Source organism: uncultured Nostoc sp., assembly GCF_964245575.1.
Classification (GTDB): Bacteria; Cyanobacteriota; Cyanobacteriia; order Cyanobacteriales; family Nostocaceae; genus Nostoc.
Map to the genome: position 1 here is coordinate 1 of NZ_CAXTNP010000155.1, position 19065 is coordinate 19065.

Here is a 19065-nt window from a genome sequence, read left to right on the forward strand (position 1 = left end):
ACAGCTACGCCAACAGCTACACCAACAGCTACACCAACAGCTACGCCAACAGCTACGCCAACAGCTACACCCTAGTCGCCACCAAAAACTCCTACCCCAAAACCTTTTAAGTCATTTGATTTGGTTCTTCTAAGGGTCTGCCCTTGGGTGTAGGTAAAATTGGACGGCGGTCATTGTAAGGCATAGGAATGTACTGGACGCTGGGTCGGCCTCCTTGTGGCTGTGGATACAAATCCATGAGATCATAAATAGAATGGGGCAGTCCGACAGTTACGGGCAGCCCCATTTCTGTTGCTTCTTCTATAGTGATGGGATAGTCGTGGGTGACGCGGCCGGTTGTCAAGGCTTCGATAATCGATTCGATATTTTCTGGTAGAACTTTTTGTTTGGGTATACTGTCTTTTAGCAGAGTTCGGACAAACCTCTGTACCTGCTGTATTGCTTTGCGTGAGAGGTCGGCCATAATCAGAGTTTGGTCATCAATTTCACTAATGGGTTTATCTTCAACCACTTTTAGGATACTTGCTGCTGGGTAGTTACCCAATTGGGGATCAACTGGCCCTAAGACAGCGTTAGCATCCATAATAATTTCATCAGAGGCGATCGCAAGCATTGTACCGCCACTCATAGCATAGTGAGGTACAAAGACTGTAACTTTTGCCTGGTGGCGAATTAAGGCTCTGGCGATTTGTTCTGTAGCTAAAACCAAACCACCAGGAGTATGCAAAATTAAGTCAATCGGCACATCTGGAGGTGTAAGGCGAATTGCTCGCAATATTTGTTCTGAGTCTTCGATAGTAATGTAGCGAGATATGGGAATTCCCAGGAAGCTAATAGACTCTTGGCGGTGAATAAGCAAAATCACCCGACTTTTGCGTTCCTGCTGGAATTGTTCTAAAGCACGCAAGCGGCGATATTCTATTTGACGTTTTTGCCAAAGGGGTTGCAAAGAAGTCAGAAGCAGGAAAATCCAGAATAAATCACCAATACCAAAGCCCATATAATTTATTGCTCAAAAATAACGTTTGTCGTCATTATTGTGACAATTTATGGGCGATCGCAGGTCTATCTGTAGGTTTAAAACTATCGAACCACACTAAGCAAAAATATTATGAATTATAAATTATGAATTATTTATTATCCCCGTCGCCAAATCTTGATAGTGTCGTCATCACTACCGCTAACTAGGGTTTGGCCATTGGGACTAAAGGCGACGCATCTAACGTAGTTGGAATGCCCTATAAGTGTGCTGATTTCTCTGCCACTGTATACGTGCCACAGTTTGATAGTGTTGTCCCAACTGCCACTAGCGAGAAATTGCCCATCATGGCTAAAAGCAACTGACCAAACTGAATCAGAATGACCATTAAGAGTACGAATTTCTCTGCCTGTGTTTACATGCCACAGTTTAATTGTGTTGTCACCACTGCCACTGGCGATAATTTCCCCATCCTTGCTGAAGGCGATACAGTTAACAAAGAAGGAATGGCCTAATAATGTGCAAAAGTTTCTGCCTGTGTATACTTGCCATAATTTAATGGTGTAATCAGTACTGCCACTAGCCACAAGCTGTCTATCCTTGCTATTCGTTGCAGGCGTTCTTGGAGAGTAGGCAACTGATGAAACTGAGTCAGAATGACCTATGAGAGTTTGGGTTTCTATGCCTGTATGTACCTGCCACAGTTTAATTGTGCAGTCAGCACTACCACTAGCCAGAAACTTGCCATCTGGACTAAAGGCAACGGAATTTACCCAATTAGCATGACCAGTGAGAGTACGAATTTCTTTGCCTGTGTTCACATCCCACAATTTGATGGTGTTATCCCAACTACCGCTAGCTAAGATTTCCCAGTTCAGGTCTGCAACTCCCGCAGATTTGCCTGACTCCCCTTGATAAGAAACCTTTGAGGAGATTGAGCTAAAGGCGACGGAATGAACCATACTGGAATGACCAGAAGACCAACGACCCAGTTGACGCACTAGCTTGCCAGTACCCAGTTGCCAAAGTTTAATAGTATGGTCATTACTGCCGCTAGCAATAAATTGCCCGTCTGAGCTAATGGCGATCGCATGAACCATACTAGAATGACCTTTGAGGGTCTGTATACATTGCCACTTCTGTTGATTTAATACAACAGGTGGTGGTTTAGGTCTAGGCGTTATCAGCAAGGTAGATGATATTGGTGCTATGTTCTCGCCAGTATCAGGCCCCAATAAATCTAACCACTCTTGCACAGACTGGGGACGATAGGTTGACTCCAAATCCATGCCGCACAGAATAGCCTGATTTACCCTGTTGCCGATCTTAGGATTAAAATATTGTGGTGGTTCTAAACTAATATTGTGACGTCGATCATCTGCACTCGTCGGTATAACTGCGGTAAGCAAATTATACAAGGTAGCAGCTAAGGCGTAGATATCAATATATTCTCCTCGTGGCGCTTCTGATTCATACTGCTCAGGTGGGGCAAAACCAGGAGTACGATATACTGTATGCCTTTGGATCATATTGGGAATAAATTCTCTAGCAATGCCAAAATCTATCAGCACTGCTTCTGATTTATCAATGCGGATCATAATATTACGTGGTTTGAGATCCCGATGCAGTAGCCCTTTAGAGTGAATTAGCGTCAAAGCGTCCCCAATTTGCCGGATGTATAGTAGCGCTTCTGCTTCTGATAGCACCCCCATCCGTCTCAGGTGCTGTCCTAAGTCTTCACCTTCGATGTACTCCATCGCCATGCATGGCAAATTTCCCTCATCAAAGATGGTTTCTATCTGTACTATATGAGGATGGTGACACACAGCCAGCCGAACTGCTTCATCACGGAAGTCTTGCCGTAACTTGTTTCGGTGGAGTATCCAGGCGGGGTGATTTAGGATTTCTTCTTTGAGGGTTTTAATCACTCGCAGTTGATTCCGTTGATTTCTGGCAAGATAAGTAATGCCAATTCCGCCTTCGCCTAGTTGGCTTTCTATAATGTAGCGTCCACCGAATAAAGACTTACCTGCATTCCACACCATTAGTAATATTTGACAAATTCTGGTATTTATTTTGGCACGGTATCAAAACAGCCAACACGAATTTTTGGAAATTCAATTTTGTTTTGCTGTTGTAGCTTTTTAAATTAGTTACTTAGAGAACATTTTCATTAACTTCAATAATTACTAATATAAAATTGGGTATACCCTTATAGTTTTAGCTAAACTATACCTTTACACCAAAATTTTATTTAATTGCTCATCCTAGAGTAAACGATGACTTTAGCGATATTTAGTCATCATAATTTGACTTGTAAATAATCTGAAATTATGCTAAAGAATCTGAAGTTGAAACAAAAGTTTACAATTCTGCTATTGCTAATTCTGACATTCGGTCTGAGCTTGAGTGGATTTGCTCTTTCTTCTCTGCTTAGAGAGAATGCTAAACAAGATATTAGCTCAACAGGTCTTATGCTCATGCAAACCATGAGTTCTATTCGTAAATACACCAATACTCAAGTTAATCCAGAGCTAGCTGATAAATTGTCAACTGAGTTTTTGCCGCAAAGTGTGCCTGCATACTCAGCACGGGAGGTATTTGAGATTTTACGGGAAACAAAAAATTACCGTGATTTCTTTTACAAAGAAGCAACTCTCAATCCCACGAATCTTCGGGATAAGGCTGATAGTTTTGAGACGGAAATTGTAGAAACGTTCAGAAAGAAATCAGACCTTAAAGAAGTAAGTGGATTTCGCTCAATTCCTGGTGGCGATATCTTTTACATTGCTCGTCCGCTACCAATTTCTGAACAAACCTGTCTGAAGTGTCATAGTGTACCCGAAGCTGCACCTCAAAGTATGATTAATCTTTATGGTACAGCTAATGGATTTGGGTGGAAGCTGAATGAAGTTGTCGGCGCTCAGATTATTACAGTACCAGCAAATAACGTCATCAACAAAGCCCATCAGTCTTCCTTACTAATTATTCTAATTGTATCAACTATTTTTATAGCTACTATCCTGTTAGTAAACTTTTTCTTGAATCGACAAGTTGTTATGCCTCTTAAACGCATGACTCGGATCGCGGAAGAAGTTAGTACTGGACACATGGAAGTTGAATTCGAGCAGATGTCTAATGATGAAATCGGTAATTTAGCTAAAGCCTTTAGACGGATGCAGTTAAGTTTAGAAATGGCAATGAAAAGAATTAAACGCACTCAGGGAAGTATAGGGGACTAAAATAATTTGTAATACTTCGGCTACCTCGACTTCGCTCGGCACAAGTACGCTCAGTACAAGTTCGTAATTCGTCATTTAGTTGTGCAACAGAGATTTAGACTCAACCACAAAACTGCCTGCGCTTAGTTACTCTTTACTTAAACCCTGAGAATGAGTTAAACAATTCAAAATTATCTCTAAATGAAAGGTGGTCTATATATTTATGAGAATAAGCTTTTTTTGAATTCAAAAGCTGCTTGAAAGTCAGGAATTTCCCTGGCGATGAGTTCAATAAATTGGTCGGGTGAGATATAAGGATTTTCAGCTAATATTTCTTCCATAACTAAATCTGCCATTGGCCCGATGTGGTAAGCTAACTCTTGCTGACAATGTTTGAGAAATGCTCCTTGGAGCAAAGGTTGCTGTTCTTTAATTTGCCCAATTTGCGGAATAGTCGGTGAAGTAGGTGAACTAAAAATTGTTTCTCCAGGTTGGTTGTATGACGGCGATATTGCTGACATAGCCCGAAATTCAGGATTAAATGCAGTGGGGGGCAAATCATCAAGCATGATTGCAGGAGACATTACCACTTCTGGTTCTCCAATTCGCTCTAAATCTATAAGAACTTCCCTAGCTGTTTGGTATCGCTTGTTAGGTCTATCTACCAACATTTGATCGAGTACTTGAGCGAACTCATCAGTAACATAGGTATAATAACGCCAGTTCCATTCTAAGGAATATTGATCTATTAGTAAGGATGGATCTCTACCTGTCAGTAGTACAATAGCTGTTACCCCCAAAGCATAAAGGTCACTAGAGGGGGAACATAAACCCAAGCTAATCTGTTCGCGGGGAGCATACCCCACTTTGCCGACAAGGGACATTTTGCCAACAAAAGTCACCTGGTGGTTAGAACTTCTCCCTTCATTCATGTCAGCAAGTTGCTTGCCTACACCGAAATCAATCAGCACTGGCAGATCCTTGCCATCAGGTAACATGATATTATCAGGCGAAATATCTCGATGAATGATATTGTGGTGGTGAACATATTCCAAAACAGGCAGCAGATTTTTTAGCCACTCTATAACTTCCTCTTGGGAAAAGTTTCTTCCTTGACGTTGAAGTTCTCCCAGCAGCCTAGAATATGTTTTACCGTCAACATACTCTTGTACTAGGAATAACCGACCATCTCCTTCAAAGCAAGCTAAAAACTTGGGAATTTGAGGATGTTGCAATTGATGAAGAATTTTTGCTTCTCTTTTAAATAAGTTGCGATATTGCTCCAGTCCACTTTCCCCTGTGCCAATAGGCGCAAACTCCTTGAGAACACAAGCTTCATTAAACCGACGAGTGTCAAAGGCCAAGTAAGTTCGCCCCAATCCTCCCTGTCCCAGAAGTTTTTGAATAATATAGCGGTTATCGATTAGAGTTCCAGCAGCTATTTCTGGTCTTGTCATAGGGGACTGTGCCATCTCATCGCACTCCTAGCGATTTTTTTATTGATAGATTATTCAGTTTGCTGAAAGTCAGAAACTCTAGCTGATATTGGCTTATAACATCCCTAAAATTGAGATTAGCATCACTGTCAAGACAAGGAAATACACTCTTCTACAATCTTTCGACGGTCTTGTGTGACCAAATAGACAATTTTTACCTGAGTAGTTCGATCATACTACTCATACTTACGTATTTTAGCAGCCGGAACATAATCAGTGTCTGCGGTAATCTCTGCGACTGCTCTGGGCATCGCTTTTTAAATATCGCACCTTCACCACATCTTACCCCTAGTAACTCTATTGGCACTGAGCTTTGGAACACTAAGTAAGGATATAGCGTAATATCATAGTTTCTCTATAAAAACTGAGGTTGCTATAGACTTGCCAAAAAAATTATTATATGTATTTCAAGTGCTGAATATGCGATCGCTCTCAAAAATTAATCTTTCTGAGAGCTAATATCGTTAAGAGATAGCTGCTTCGGCATCGGCTATCAAAGTTTTTAGTACAGGTGATTCCTCAACAACAGGAAATTATGCCGCATATAAGATAAATACTCCTGAAGCTAAGATAATTCATCTAGTTCATCAGAATTCACGCCTAACTGACGCAAACGTTCTGCTAATTGTTCTGCTTTTCGTTTGGCAAGAGCTGCTTCTTGTTCAGCAATAATAGCTCGTTCAGTTGCAGCAGTAGCTTCCTCTGTGGGTGTGGGAATTACTTCTCCTGTCAAAGTGAACCACCTTAACCACAACCTTTCAATATCTCGAAATGAACCCTGCCATAAGCCTAAACTTAAATCTATCTCTGGCATTAGTAGGTATCCATTAGTCACTCTGCTATAAATTCAAAAACTTCTATCAATAATTCCGAAATTTTAATGTCAATAAATTAGGCCAAATTCGAGTTATCTAAAATTTCATTGCTATAAAAAAATGCTAGATTTAGCAAATTTTTAACTAAACCTAGCAATCCTAAATTATTTACAAGAAATTTAATCTTCAGGTTCAATTCCCGCAGCCCGCAATTGTGCCGCTAGTCGTTCGGCGCGTTGGCGTTCTTGTTCGGCTAATTCTGTACCCCAAGGTAGAAGGTTTCCTTGTTCGTCCCACCACCGTAACCACTTTCCTGTGCGATTTTCACGAGTACCTTGCCACACCCCAAGGTAAAGATTCATTTCTGCTATCCAGTACCGTTGATTTTGATCAGCCTCTTGCAAGATGTACTGTTCTGTGTTGTCCAAGCGATACATCTCGATACTGCCGCTATCTGGCTCAAAGATGATGTAGTTTGGTACTTTTAAGATACGCTCGTAGAAAAACCATTTTCCTGGGGGATATGTCGATTTGATAGAATACTCTGTCTCTTGTGTATCGGAAATAAATTCCATCACAATTACGGGAATTTCACCTTGTAGTTGAGGGGTGTAACTGCGTTTTACCTCTTCGCGTTCAACATGAATATTAGGTATGTATGCCCAATCAGGAGCTTTGATGACCATTCTGGCATTCAAGGTGGCGCAAATGCCGTAATTGGTTGGAGTTAGGGCGTTAACTGAAATTTTTCCGGCTAATTGTAGACTTTCTGTAAGTGCAGCAGCTAAGGCTGGTTGATTGATGTTGTCCACTGGATCATCTGGAAGTTTGTAATCATCGGGTAGTTTTTCCCAAGTGATTTGGTAGTCTTGAGTGAGGGTTGTCATGATGGGTTGTCCTTTAGTGTGTAAAAGGGACTGGGGATTAGGGATTAGTGATAGGGAACTGGGTTTTCACTCGTAAAAATTATGGAATTTGCTTTGACCTCTCCCAAATTTTGAAACAATTTCCCAGTCCCCAGTCCCGGAATTACTCTTCTTCATCAGGTTCTAAATCGTCTGCTGTCAGTTCCTGATGCGGGATGGCGGCGATAATCGCATCTATTACTTTAGATACTGGTAAGATTTCAATATTAAGGTCGGGAAATTTTGTCCCTTTTGGCACGATCGCTCGTTTAAATCCCAACTTAGCAGCTTCTTTCAACCGCAGTTCCATTTGGGAAACCGATCGCACTTGTCCGCCTAACCCAACTTCACCGATTAATACTGTACCGGGATCAACTATGCGATCGCGGAAACTGGCAACGATCGCGATCGCAATTCCCAAATCTACCGCAGGTTCTTCCACATTCAACCCACCCGCAGAAGCAACGTAGGAATCTAATTTCGACATGGGAATTCCCACCCGTTTTTCTAAAACGGCAAGAATTTGCACCAAGCGGTTGTAATCTACGCCAGTACCAGCCCGACGGGGTGAGGGATAGCTAGTCGGACTCACCAAAGCTTGCAATTCTACAACTATCGGGCGAGTACCTTCGCAAGCAACGACAATGGCAGTACCGGGGGCCGGATCGTCACGGTTACCTAAAAATAGCTCTGAGGGGTTGGCAACTTCCCGCAGTCCATCTGTCACCATTTCAAAGATGCCGATTTCATGAGTTGCGCCGAAGCGGTTTTTCACTGTCCGTAATAACCGATGTGAGGCAAAGCGATCGCCTTCAAAATACAACACCGTATCTACTAAATGTTCTAAAACTTTTGGCCCGGCGATCGCTCCTTCTTTAGTAACGTGTCCCACAATCAGCATGGTAACATCTTCATGCTTCGCCACCTTCATCAATGCTGCTGTACATTCCCGTACCTGAGCTACCGAACCTGGTGCAGAAGTCAGCGCTGGAAAAAACACAGTTTGGATACTATCAATTACCGCCACATTTGGCTTGAGAGAGTCTATTTCCCGTAAAATTTCTTCTAAATCTGTTTCTGGCAGTACATATAAATCTGCACCTATGCTGTCAGGGTCTATGGGAAGTGTCGTATCTACTACCACAGTGGCATTCTCATCATTAACCACATTTACGCTTTTTGATACTCCCAAACGAGAAGCTCGTAATTTTACCTGCTGTCCCGATTCTTCACCAGTTACGTAAAGGATGCGATATTTCTGTGCTAATTGATTTGATACTTGCAACAATAAAGTCGATTTACCAATACCTGGATCACCACCAATCAGCACCATAGAGCCAGGGACAACCCCGCCCCCAAGCACCCGATCCAATTCTCCATAACCAGACTCCCATCGGGCAATTTGGCGATCGGTAATTTGGTTAAATGTTAAGGAGGCTCGCGCTTTAGCTGGTTTAGCGTGAGATTTGCCATTGGTTTGAGTTGATTGCCAACTACTCACTCCCCCCCGACTGGGTACATCTACTGAGGATTGAATAGAAATTTGTTCTTCTAGAGAGTTGTAAGTGCCGCAAGCTGGACATTTACCAAACCACTGGGGCGATTCTGCTCCACATTCGTTACACACAAAAAAGGTTTTTGGCTTCGCCATTCTTAAATCTTATTAAATAATCTTAATATTTACTTAATTATTGAAAAAAACTAAAATCCAATAATAGTAGTATTTAGAGCTTTTTCCAAATCAATTGATGGAATGATATCTTAATATTATGGTATTAAAAATTAATCATGTAAATTTTTAGTGAAGGAGCGTTGAAAAACTTGGAAAGCCATAAAGAAAAAATCTTGGTGGTAGACGACGAAGCCAGCATTCGCCGGATTTTGGAAACGCGCCTTTCTATGATTGGCTACGACGTAGTAACGGCTGGGGACGGGGAAGAAGCATTAGATATTTTTCGCAAAACTGATCCTGACCTGGTAGTTTTGGATGTAATGATGCCAAAGCTAGACGGCTATGGTGTATGTCAAGAATTACGAAAAGAATCAGATGTCCCCATTATTATGCTAACAGCCTTGGGGGACGTGGCCGATCGCATCACCGGTCTAGAATTGGGTGCTGATGACTACGTAGTTAAACCATTTTCCCCCAAGGAGCTAGAAGCTCGAATTCGCTCGGTGTTGCGGCGAGTAGACAAAAACGGTGCTTCTGGCATTCCCAGTTCTGGGGTAATCCATGTCGCTAATATTAAAATCGATACGAATAAGCGACAAGTCTACAAAGGTGATGAGCGGATTCGATTGACTGGTATGGAGTTCAGCTTGTTAGAGTTGGTAGTTAGTCGCTCTGGAGAACCTTTTTCTCGTTCGGAAATTTTGCAGGAAGTTTGGGGTTATACACCAGAGCGCCATGTTGATACCCGTGTAGTAGATGTGCATATATCCCGTTTGCGGGCAAAGTTAGAAGATGATCCTAGTAACCCAGAATTGATTCTCACCGCGCGGGGTACTGGTTATCTTTTCCAGCGAATTATTGAACCAGGGGAGGAGTGAGGAGATGAGGGACTGGGGGAGTAGGGAAGAAGCAAGGGAGCAGGGAGCTATTAGCAGGGAGCAAGAAAGAGAGAGTTTTCCCCTCTGCAAGAGCAGCACCCCACCCCTGGAGCCTCTTTTCAATGCCCAATTCCCAATTCCCAATTGACTAATGACCAATGACCAATGACTAATGACTAAACCTGATCCTAATCGAGTTTTGCGGCGTCTACCCATTGTCGTGGGTGGGCTAGGCGCTGTGCTTTTGCTGATTAACCGTTTATTGACACCGGAATTAACCCAGTCTCAATCGCGTGGTGATGTGGTGGGTGTGATTTTGAGTGCGGTGTTAATTTTGACGGGTTTAATTTGGCAGCAAGTTCAGCCGCGATCGCCTGATACTGTAGAACTAATTGGAGAAGAAGGTTTTGTAATAGCAGCAGATTTACCTGAAGCCGTGAAAACAGAGCTAGCCTGGGCATCTCATTTATTGTTGACTAATACAGTAACGCGATCGCTGGTGGTTTTTTATCAAGGTAAAGTTTTGTTGCGTCGCGGGATTTTGGGTACTAAATCTGAGGTTGTACCAGGAGTAATCTTAAAACAGGTACTCGAAAAACAAAAGCCGATTTATCTAGTTGCGCTAAAAGTATATCCAGGTAGATTTGAATTTAATTATTTACCAGAAAATACTCAAGGTGTAATTTGTCAACCTATTGGTAACCAAGGCGCTCTAATTTTGGGCGCGAATGCTCCTCGCAGTTACACCAAACAAGATGAAAACTGGATTGCCGGAATTGCTGATAAATTAGCTGTTACTCTTAGCTCTTAGGTGATTCGCTAGTTTAGAATTTAATTTAAAACCAGCAATCCAAAATCCAAAATCTAAAATCTAAAATTCAATCACCAAGAAGTCAAAAAATTCCACCCTTCTTTTTCTTCCAGTATTTTTCCTTCTTTTTCTTGGGCTTCTTCCGGTGTTTTTAAATTTTTCAGTTGAATTACATTTTCATATTCTCCTGAATCAACCCATTTTAATAACTCGCCAGCCCGCATAACTATCCAGGAAAGCCCAGGTTCTGTATAGCTTAATATTTTGGTGACCTTATCAACAGTGTCAAAGTTATTGGATGCGAATTCACGGGCTTGGACAAGGAAATCTTCGATTACAGCAGTAGTCAAGTACTCATCTGGCAAACCCGCGAGTTTCATCAGTGTAGTGGTTGCTACATCAATATCTTGACAAGCAAGCATTGCAGCCCGATCGGCAGTGAACCTAGCCATCATTCGCCAATTATACAAAGCCAGTTCCATACCACTAGCTACCAAGCCACCAACCCCCAGTGTGGTACTGTTCAACAAATTTTTCAAACTTGGCATAACAATTGCCATTTGGTGATAGACCATGTGCTGACTTTTGATGCGAGCGACTTCGTGTCCGAAAATGTAAATCAACTCATCTGCGCCAAGCCACTCCATTGCATCTAAATTTATACCAACAAGAGGTTTTTCTACCCCAACAATGTAGGTTTGAATGTGACCTGTACCTCGAAACAGATACAGTTCAGGAAGTGGAGCAACATCAAGAATTTGGCAGGTTTCTATAAATGCTTCATGCAATTGGGGAAAATTACGGGATGAAATTTTGATTTCACTACCAAGGCTTTGCAGTCTGAGTAGGCGATCGATACCGTATTCGTTAATTTTTTTGAGTAGCAGGGAAACACCGGGCATATTTTGCAAAGAAGCTAATGCTTTGCGATCAAAAGGGTGTTCGTAAGCTGCTGAACTCAGTCCAGTTAGAATTTTTCTTGTCATGGGTTTTGAGCTTTATTTTGGAGTGTTTGGGAAGTTCAGTTACTCAGTACGAACGCCTTGTGCATTCATTACGCCTGTGGTTATGGGTTTGGGTAGTAGTAAACAAACCGCAACTAAAGCGCTTGCTGTTCAGTTTTTTAAACAGTTAGGACTTACGCAAAAATCGCCCAAAAGCTTAATTTGTCGAACCGCCAACTCTTGGAGAGGCTGACGCCAACGCATAGCGTCTCCAAGAGTTGACGCCAACGCGTAGCGTCTCGTTAGAGAAGAACGCCTTCGCGCAGCGTCTCCAAGAGTTGAATTCATAGAGTGTGCGTAAGTCCTAACAGTATCAGAACTTACGCAAACAATAGCCGAAACCCTTATTTTAACGTAGGGGCAATTCATGTAGACGCAAAGCGGCTTCCCGCAGGGTATTGCCCCTACAGCTTGTACTTTTGCGTAATTTTTAAGTATAAATTGCATCTTTGCAGCAAATTAATTAGTCCCCACAACCGACAATTCCCAAGACGAGCCAAGAACAATCTAGAGAGAAATTTTAACAGATTGAACTAGAAAATCATATTTGGTTCAGGTTGAAAGTCTTAAGTATTTATCACCATCTTGCCCAGATACAATATGCAGTAGAGGCGCACAGCTAATTGTGCGCCCCTACTACTGGGAAATTTAGAAATTTACAATTCTATCTATGCAAATTATTTATTGGCTATTACTTGCTGTAATGCTTGTGGGTATCATTGGTGCTGTAGTTCCTGCCATTCCTGGTAGCAGCTTAATTTTAATTGCAATTATCGTTTGGGGAATCGTTAGTAGTTCCTTTGCAGCTATCAAAATTCCCCTAATTGTGACAGTTATAGTTTTACTGCTCAGTGTCGGAGTGGATTTTTTAGCTAGTTATGTAGGAGCAAAACAAGCTGGAGCTAGCAAGTGGGGGCAAATTGGCGCAATTGTCGGTTTGGTGGTGGGTTTTTTGGGATTATTACCAACATTGCCTTTTGGTGGCCCACTGTTAGGAATTTTACTAGGCCCGCTTTTGGGAGCAATTATCGGTGAGTATCTTTACCGACGTGAATTCGGGTTAGCGGTTAAGGCGGGTATAGGAATTGTAGTCGGCTCTTTGGTTGGAAATTTGATTCAAGGGTTGTTAGCGATCGCCGCAGTTGTAGTTTTCGTTGTGACAACTTGGCCCCAGGTATTTGGCTCTTAGCTTTTGGGTATATTTTAGTTATCAAAAGATGACTTTTTCTATTAGCAAGGAAGCTCAGTTTCTTGCAGTACAAAGCTTTTACGTTAATTTTACACGTATGAGCAATGCTCCCTACAATATATTGCATTCAAATGAGAACTGCTACACAACACTAAGGAGCTGTTCTTGTTAATTCTGTATTAGACTCAACCCAGAAGTGCTATAAATACATTGTTTACTATATTTATTTATAAAAAAATTGAGTAATTTTCAAGAATAAAAAAACTAATTCTATTCTTTCTACTGAAGTGAATCTGATTAAATTTAAAGCTATTATGAAGAATTTCAACACTATGGAATGAAGAAGATACGAAGACTAGTTATAGCAGTAATTAAAATTTTATGAAGATGGCTCAGTCATTAAAGATGTGATGAAGACCACTCAGTAAATATTGCAGGCTCTAAGTCGATGTGATTTTATAAAGGCAGCAAGTAAATCACGCAAGTTTTGCTTTCACTGACAGTATTTTCCATAAATTACTGAGACTAAATATAAAGCAATTGCTCTGATTTAAAGTTATTTCTAGGAGCCTAAAACGACAATGATTGGTTTTAAATCTAAATTCCTAAACGCTACTCTAGCTGCTACTTTTGCAATCCCCTTGGCTACTGCTGGGATGTTTACATCTGCTGGTTCAGCTCAAGCTGTAACCCTGAGCGGGAGTATTGGTCTTACTGGTACATCTGTCATTCCTAGTAGTGTAGGCAATCCAGATGCTACTACTATTGGATTTGCTGATGTTAATGTTACTAATAATACTAGCGGTAATTTTTTAGCCTTCTCACCAACCTTATCAGGCACAGATATTACCATTAAGACTTTAAGTTTAACCAAGACATTTGAGCCAACATCCACACTAGCTATATACTCTACAAACAGTTACACTCCATTCATTGATTTCGGATCACGAACCCTGGATGGCACTACTGCTTTTCTTACCTTTGACTTAGATAATTCTGTACTTACCAGAACTACGTTCTCAGATGGTGGGATTGGTTACGGAGTAAATCAGATTACGGGGAAATTTAATTTCAATGGACAAACTATTGCGACGGGCTTGATTAGCGGTTCTCTTTCTGGGACTTCAAGCGGTTACGAGTTAAATCTCACCGCTAAAGCAGTTAGCGTTCCTGAGCCAACCACAATGCTAGGCTTAAGTTTAGTTGGTGCTGGCATAGTTGTGTCTATGTCTCGCCGCCGCAAAACTTTCGTTCAATAGACCTATCCTAAATATAAAAAAGTTACTTTTAGCAACTAAAAGTAACTCTATATTTATCTATTCGCTCTGACTGGAATTCAAAATTTACCAGCCAGGTTGAATTTTTTTATCCTGTCAGACAAATCTATATTAAAGGTGAATGTTTTTAACCTTATAGCAATTTGAACAATGATTGTGACAGATGCAGCGATAAAAGCGATTATCACTAACTCTTTCTCTACGAGATGTACTCGCGTTGACAATCCAAAACCCAAAATCTAAAATCCAAAATGGTATTAGATAGACTTAAGCTGATTGCAAAGATTGTTTCGCTTCAGTTGCGATCGCATCTACTTCATCATTAGCCAGAGTTTCTAATATAGATTTAGCTTCTGCGCTACCCAAACGAGCCAAGGCTTGTACAACTCTGTAACGAATTTGCCAATCTGGATTGGTAGCATAAGGAGCCAACAAAGGAACTGCTTGTAAATCTCCCAAGTCTCCCAAAGAACTAATAGCAGCAGTTTGGACTAATTCGTTTTCTGATGAGAGTGCCTCTTTGAGTAGTTCAAAGGCTCGTGAATCGCCTAACTCTCCTAATGTAGCAATGATACTGAATTGTATTAGCCATTCAGTGGTTGTATGGTAAAGGTGCTGCAAGTCTTCAAAAGCTTCATGTAACTTCAGAGCGCCCAAACAGTCTGCTGCTGCTGCTTGTACATCTACTTCGGAGTCATGAAGCAAGCGATCGCGCAAGATATCTAAAGATAACTGTAAATCTTGTGATCCAAGTGTATCCATTTGACTCACTGCCGAGTACCGGACACGGGAATTGGGATCGCCAATAGCACTTTGAATTAATTCAAAGCCGATCGCAGGTTCCAGTTCGCGGATTTGATTTACTGCACGTAAGCGATCGCCTAAATTCTCAGAACTGAGCAATTGCTTAACAGAATCCGGAGTAATATTCATCTAATTATCCTGATTTTCAAAGGTATAAAAAATAATCATTAGTCAACAGTCAAAAAACTCTGGACAAATGACAAATACTTCGGCTTACCTCGGCTTTGCTCGGCACGAGTGCGAGAGTACAAGTTACAAATGACAAATGACTAATCTTGACTTGCTGCCATTGCCCGAATAATATCACCACGAGTGAGGATACCAATTACTTGATCCGTGTCGTCAAGTACTGGCAAGCGGTGAACGCTGCGATCATGCATAATTGTAGCCGCTTCCCTTAAAGTTTTATCAGGGGAAATAGCGATCGGGTTTTTACTCATCACCTCCCCAACGGTTTGCCCTAAAGCCTTGTGCAAATCACGTTCATAAGTAGCAGGATTTTGTAAATAGATAACGCTATCAAGAAACATGATGTACGCAGGTGGAGTAACACCAGTTTCTTGCCACATCAAATCGGTTTCTGATATAATACCCACCAATTTACCGACATCATCCACAACAGGTAGTCCACTGATGTGGCGTTCTGCGATAATTTGGATAGCTTCATTCAGTGGAGTTTCCACCCGGACGACAATAGGATCGCGGCTCATCACATCGGCAACGGTTTTAGGCATTTATTTATTGACACCTTTAATCAAAGTCCCTGCGCTTATTGTAGAAAATTGCGGGACTCAACCTGATGCAATTAATAGATTGTTACGGTATTGGGCATTGGGAAGAGGACAAGGGGACAAGGAAAAAGACTTATTCCAAGTTCTCTTCTCACCTCTTGTCCCCTTGTCTCCCCTGCTCCCTCATCCCCCACTCCCCACTCCCTTTTAAGGCAGCAATAATTTGAATATTTGCTTTAGGAAAAGTAAACTTCTCCAGTTCTTCCAAGGTTACCCAGCGAATTTCATCAGATTCCAAAGGTTGGGGAACACCTGTAACATGGCGGCAGTGATGTACTGTGAGGGTAACGCGCAAGTCTGTATAGGTGTGGTCAATAGTAATCAGATGCTCTCCTACTTCAATTACTATTCCCAGTTCTTCGGAAATTTCTCGTTGAATACACTCGCTGATAGTTTCACCAGGCTCAATTTTACCACCAGGAAATTCCCACAAACCACCCATTGCTCCTTCTAGACGACGGCGATCAATTAAAATTTGCTCTTGATCGTTCCAAATTACTGCAACACCAATGATTTTATGGGGTGGGAGAGAGTTGGTTTTACTCATAGTTTATGGGGAGATGGGCAGAGTTAACAATTCAAAATTCACGCATTAAAGACATTTCAGACAGGGATTTAAATCCCGACTGTAGCAAGATACCGCAGGGTAATTAATGCTACATATAATGGTTGGGGTCTTAAACTCTTTAATTTACAATAAAGTTCCTAATTTTTAACTTTTAACCCTTGATTTAAAGTACGCTGTTGACTCATAATAAAACTCGGCAGAGTTTACACTACTCTACCGAGTTTGAATTTATTGCGAATATGATTTATTGTCGTTAGTTTACCCACGCGTGTGTATTAATCATTTAGAGATACTCCTCTAATTAAACTGATTACTAAACTACACAAGTTAATAGAAAACCACATTCCAGACCTCTGCGATAACCTCTGCACTCCTAGTAGGCGGTTCGGCAAAACGTCTATGCGTTTAAATTTCAATCTTAAATTGTCACTGTTTTGGATATTTTAAAAATATTTAGCTGATGCATGATTGGGAATTAGGAGCAAAGATTTCGCAGAGGCTTATTTTAAATTTGTATAGCCATGACTGTGACTAGCTATCAACCCAACAACAATATTGAATTTACTATTACATTTCTAGTCAATTTCGCTGCTGTTGGTTTCAGATCCTTGTAGGGCGATTTCAAAATCCATTCTCTGTTCAGCGTTACGCAAGAAATAACCACTAATCATGGCAGAAGCCAGAAGCCGACCCAGACTTTCTCGACTGGTACTTACAGTAACGCCAAAGTTTTCTGAAGGTAGATTACCCAATAGTCCTGTAATATTCCGTTCCATTACCTGAAAAACTTCAGCAGAGGACGGTTTAGATAGTTGGGTAACTGTTTCTGGACTCAAGGATTTAACATACTGCCATAGTAAATCGCTAGTTTCTGATTCGCTATTAAAAAATTCTGAGACACGATTGGATGGGTTATTCATTTTTTAGCTCCTTAACTCCACTACTAGCTGCGGTGCTTGTGATTTGAATATTAAATGTCTGTTTTGGATTAGACTTGCTAGCTAGTTCGTCTTCCTGTCAACTAATGTAACAAGCTAGCTTAAGAGTGGAAGTAGGCGTAACCGTACCAAAATCAGCGTATTTTCTCACCCATTGGTCATTTGTCCTTTGTAAATAACTCACAACAAAGGACTAATGACTAATGACTAATGATTAACTTGCCAAATATTCACCCATGTTGGCTTTAGATTTGCGAAGTTTGGTTAAAGCTTCCCGCTCAATTTGCCGGACTCGTTCTCGGCTGATGTTCAGGATTTCACCAATTCTAGCCAGCGTCAGGGCTTGCCCATCAGTTAAGCCAAAGCGCAGCGTGATCACTTCCTTCTGTTGTGGCGTGAGGTCACCCATCAAGCGATCTAAGTCATAAGATAGGGAAGATTGCATGACAAACTCTTCTGGAGATGCTCCTGGATCTTCCAGCATTTCTCCAAGTTCGGTGTCGTAATTATCACCCAGCCGCAAATCCAAGGAAAGGGGCAAACGCGCCTTTTCTAGATACTCTCGCACTTGTTTGGGGGTCAATTCTAATTCTTCAGCTAGCTCACCAGCTGTTGGAGCGCGTCCTAATTTCTGAGACAATTGGCGCTGTGCCTTTTTAATCTTATTTAATTTTTCAGTGATATGGATAGGCAGCCGAATGGTGCGGGCTTTTTCGGCTATAGCACGGGTGATAGCTTGCCGAATCCACCAATAGGCATAAGTAGAAAATCTATACCCTTTGGTAGGGTCAAACTTTTCTACGCCCCGTTGCATACCAATACTACCTTCTTGGATCAAGTCCAGTAAATCGACGTTGCGCTTTATGTACTTTTTGGCAACGGAGACTACCAGCCGCAAATTGGCTTCTACCATCTTACGCTTGGCAATCTCACCATCAGCGATCGCTTCGTTCAACTCTGCTGGTTCTAGCTTTGTCGTTTTGGCCCATTCTTCTAAAGTCGGTTGACGACCTAACTGGGTGGCTAGAGATTCTCTTGATTCATGCAAAGTGCAGGAACGTTGCACCTGTTTACCATAGAAAATCTCTTCCTCGTGTGTTAAGAGTGGCACACGGCCAATCTCACGCAGGTAAGTCCGCACGAGGTCTGTGGCTGTCTGAGCGGTCTTCATGGCGCTACTCTTTGGTAATGATGGGTTTGGCGGTAGGGTCATTAAGGGATAGATGCTTTTTTAGGGTGCTACCCAGTCAGACTGGGAACCTATGCTATGGTTTGCAACTTACGCATCCGAGAAACTCGGCTGCTCATAATAATCAAATTTAGGCTTCTTAACTGCTAAAAGTTACAGTTATTTCCTACTTATTACAAGTATCTACAGTTAGATAAAAGGTAGCTTCTTAAACATTTTTCTATTGGAGCCTTATTAACAATTGTAACATTTATGAGAATATTTTGGCTAGATGGCGACATTAAATTTCCTGGTTGTTCCAGTTCAGGCTAAGTCGCCCTTTCTCTCCAGGCTAACTAAAAGTCAATTTAAGAAATTCTCAGGTTCAAATAATTTTCCTCATATTTGTTAAAGTATCTTTAATGAGAACCATAGTCATTCTCTTATAACAATTACTTAATTTTTGCTGGGAATGGGGAATGGGGAAGGGGGACTAGGGACTAGGGACTGGTGATTGGGTATTAGGTCATTGAATATTGGGTATTGGGG

The 19065-nt window shown here is 41.5% G+C and carries 16 protein-coding genes and 1 pseudogene; 5 read left to right on the forward strand and 12 right to left on the reverse strand.

Features of this window, described 5'->3' with window-relative positions:
- Window positions 1-106: 106 nt before the first annotated feature.
- Together ACFFAP_RS22760 and ACFFAP_RS22765 are read right to left on the reverse strand one after the other, a co-directional pair.
- Window positions 107-1000, reverse strand: a complete 894-nt coding sequence (locus tag ACFFAP_RS22760) for a hypothetical protein (protein ID WP_375513354.1) — start codon at window positions 998-1000, stop codon at window positions 107-109.
- Between the two features lie 137 nt (window positions 1001-1137).
- Window positions 1138-3024: a protein kinase gene (locus tag ACFFAP_RS22765; protein ID WP_375513355.1), complete on the reverse strand. Its 1887-nt coding sequence runs from the start codon at window positions 3022-3024 to the stop codon at window positions 1138-1140.
- 288 nt (window positions 3025-3312) lie between these two features.
- Between ACFFAP_RS22765 and ACFFAP_RS22770 the strand changes: the two genes are divergently transcribed.
- Complete coding sequence (locus tag ACFFAP_RS22770; RefSeq protein ID WP_375513356.1) at window positions 3313-4221, forward strand: DUF3365 domain-containing protein; 909 nt, start codon at window positions 3313-3315, stop codon at window positions 4219-4221.
- Between the two features lie 200 nt (window positions 4222-4421).
- On the opposite strand, the gene ACFFAP_RS22775 is transcribed toward ACFFAP_RS22770, so the two are convergent.
- The 4 genes and pseudogenes from ACFFAP_RS22775 to radA form a co-directional block, all read right to left on the reverse strand.
- The gene (locus tag ACFFAP_RS22775) at window positions 4422-5672 is read right to left on the reverse strand and encodes a protein kinase (protein ID WP_375513357.1); all 1251 of its coding nucleotides are present in this window, start codon (window positions 5670-5672) and stop codon (window positions 4422-4424) included.
- Window positions 5673-6261: 589 nt separating this feature from the next.
- Window positions 6262-6531, reverse strand: a pseudogene (locus ACFFAP_RS22780) (Uma2 family endonuclease); the annotation flags it as partial.
- A gap of 159 nt (window positions 6532-6690) precedes the next feature.
- Complete coding sequence (locus ACFFAP_RS22785; protein WP_375513358.1) at window positions 6691-7398, reverse strand: Uma2 family endonuclease; 708 nt, start codon at window positions 7396-7398, stop codon at window positions 6691-6693.
- Between the two features lie 142 nt (window positions 7399-7540).
- Window positions 7541-9067, reverse strand: coding sequence for a DNA repair protein RadA (gene radA, locus ACFFAP_RS22790; RefSeq protein ID WP_375513359.1), 1527 nt, complete (start codon window positions 9065-9067; stop codon window positions 7541-7543).
- Between the two features lie 170 nt (window positions 9068-9237).
- Between radA and rpaB the strand changes: the two genes are divergently transcribed.
- The gene (gene rpaB / locus ACFFAP_RS22795; protein WP_375513368.1) at window positions 9238-9966 is read left to right on the forward strand and encodes a response regulator transcription factor RpaB; all 729 of its coding nucleotides are present in this window, start codon (window positions 9238-9240) and stop codon (window positions 9964-9966) included.
- A 172-nt stretch (window positions 9967-10138) separates the two neighbouring features.
- Window positions 10139-10777, forward strand: coding sequence for a cofactor assembly of complex C subunit B (locus ACFFAP_RS22800; RefSeq protein WP_375513360.1), 639 nt, complete (start codon window positions 10139-10141; stop codon window positions 10775-10777).
- A 71-nt stretch (window positions 10778-10848) separates the two neighbouring features.
- Here ACFFAP_RS22800 and ACFFAP_RS22805 read toward each other — a convergent pair whose 3' ends face one another.
- Window positions 10849-11763 carry a M48 family metallopeptidase gene (locus tag ACFFAP_RS22805; protein WP_375513361.1) on the reverse strand — a complete coding sequence of 305 codons (915 nt, stop codon included), beginning with the start codon at window positions 11761-11763 and terminating at the stop codon, window positions 10849-10851.
- Window positions 11764-12451: 688 nt separating this feature from the next.
- Between ACFFAP_RS22805 and ACFFAP_RS22810 the strand changes: the two genes are divergently transcribed.
- Both ACFFAP_RS22810 and ACFFAP_RS22815 read left to right on the forward strand, forming a co-directional pair.
- Window positions 12452-12970 (forward strand): DUF456 domain-containing protein, encoded by a 519-nt coding sequence (locus ACFFAP_RS22810; RefSeq protein WP_229492092.1) that lies wholly within the window; start codon window positions 12452-12454, stop codon window positions 12968-12970.
- A 581-nt stretch (window positions 12971-13551) separates the two neighbouring features.
- The gene (locus ACFFAP_RS22815) at window positions 13552-14229 is read left to right on the forward strand and encodes a PEP-CTERM sorting domain-containing protein (protein ID WP_375513362.1); all 678 of its coding nucleotides are present in this window, start codon (window positions 13552-13554) and stop codon (window positions 14227-14229) included.
- Between the two features lie 285 nt (window positions 14230-14514).
- Here ACFFAP_RS22815 and nblB read toward each other — a convergent pair whose 3' ends face one another.
- From nblB to ACFFAP_RS22840, 5 genes are all read right to left on the reverse strand, one after another.
- Window positions 14515-15180, reverse strand: a complete 666-nt coding sequence (gene nblB / locus ACFFAP_RS22820; protein ID WP_375513363.1) for a phycobilisome degradation protein NblB — start codon at window positions 15178-15180, stop codon at window positions 14515-14517.
- A 140-nt stretch (window positions 15181-15320) separates the two neighbouring features.
- A complete protein-coding gene (locus ACFFAP_RS22825) occupies window positions 15321-15785 on the reverse strand; it encodes a CBS domain-containing protein (protein WP_375513364.1) in 465 nt (154 codons plus the stop codon).
- Between the two features lie 148 nt (window positions 15786-15933).
- Window positions 15934-16389, reverse strand: coding sequence for an 8-oxo-dGTP diphosphatase MutT (gene mutT, locus ACFFAP_RS22830; RefSeq protein ID WP_375513365.1), 456 nt, complete (start codon window positions 16387-16389; stop codon window positions 15934-15936).
- A gap of 596 nt (window positions 16390-16985) precedes the next feature.
- Window positions 16986-17330, reverse strand: coding sequence for a DUF760 domain-containing protein (locus tag ACFFAP_RS22835; protein WP_375513366.1), 345 nt, complete (start codon window positions 17328-17330; stop codon window positions 16986-16988).
- 232 nt (window positions 17331-17562) lie between these two features.
- Window positions 17563-18519 (reverse strand): RNA polymerase sigma factor, RpoD/SigA family, encoded by a 957-nt coding sequence (locus tag ACFFAP_RS22840; RefSeq protein ID WP_375513367.1) that lies wholly within the window; start codon window positions 18517-18519, stop codon window positions 17563-17565.
- Window positions 18520-19065 lie beyond the last annotated feature (546 nt).

What these genes read in the sequence shown, in the direction of transcription:
- ACFFAP_RS22765 (WP_375513355.1), bottom strand. Translation starts at nt 3,024, where the DNA reads ATGGTGTGGAATGCAGGTAAGTCTTTATTCGGTGGACGCTACATTATA.
- ACFFAP_RS22840 (WP_375513367.1), bottom strand. Translation starts at nt 18,519, where the DNA reads ATGAAGACCGCTCAGACAGCCACAGACCTCGTGCGGACTTACCTGCGT.
- ACFFAP_RS22810 (WP_229492092.1), top strand. Translation starts at nt 12,452, where the DNA reads ATGCAAATTATTTATTGGCTATTACTTGCTGTAATGCTTGTGGGTATC.
- ACFFAP_RS22835 (WP_375513366.1), bottom strand. Translation starts at nt 17,330, where the DNA reads ATGAATAACCCATCCAATCGTGTCTCAGAATTTTTTAATAGCGAATCA.
- ACFFAP_RS22775 (WP_375513357.1), bottom strand. Translation starts at nt 5,672, where the DNA reads ATGGCACAGTCCCCTATGACAAGACCAGAAATAGCTGCTGGAACTCTA.
- mutT (WP_375513365.1), bottom strand. Translation starts at nt 16,389, where the DNA reads ATGAGTAAAACCAACTCTCTCCCACCCCATAAAATCATTGGTGTTGCA.
- ACFFAP_RS22815 (WP_375513362.1), top strand. Translation starts at nt 13,552, where the DNA reads ATGATTGGTTTTAAATCTAAATTCCTAAACGCTACTCTAGCTGCTACT.
- ACFFAP_RS22825 (WP_375513364.1), bottom strand. Translation starts at nt 15,785, where the DNA reads ATGCCTAAAACCGTTGCCGATGTGATGAGCCGCGATCCTATTGTCGTC.
- radA (WP_375513359.1), bottom strand. Translation starts at nt 9,067, where the DNA reads ATGGCGAAGCCAAAAACCTTTTTTGTGTGTAACGAATGTGGAGCAGAA.
- ACFFAP_RS22760 (WP_375513354.1), bottom strand. Translation starts at nt 1,000, where the DNA reads ATGGGCTTTGGTATTGGTGATTTATTCTGGATTTTCCTGCTTCTGACT.
- ACFFAP_RS22770 (WP_375513356.1), top strand. Translation starts at nt 3,313, where the DNA reads ATGCTAAAGAATCTGAAGTTGAAACAAAAGTTTACAATTCTGCTATTG.
- ACFFAP_RS22800 (WP_375513360.1), top strand. Translation starts at nt 10,139, where the DNA reads ATGACTAAACCTGATCCTAATCGAGTTTTGCGGCGTCTACCCATTGTC.
- nblB (WP_375513363.1), bottom strand. Translation starts at nt 15,180, where the DNA reads ATGAATATTACTCCGGATTCTGTTAAGCAATTGCTCAGTTCTGAGAAT.
- ACFFAP_RS22805 (WP_375513361.1), bottom strand. Translation starts at nt 11,763, where the DNA reads ATGACAAGAAAAATTCTAACTGGACTGAGTTCAGCAGCTTACGAACAC.
- ACFFAP_RS22785 (WP_375513358.1), bottom strand. Translation starts at nt 7,398, where the DNA reads ATGACAACCCTCACTCAAGACTACCAAATCACTTGGGAAAAACTACCC.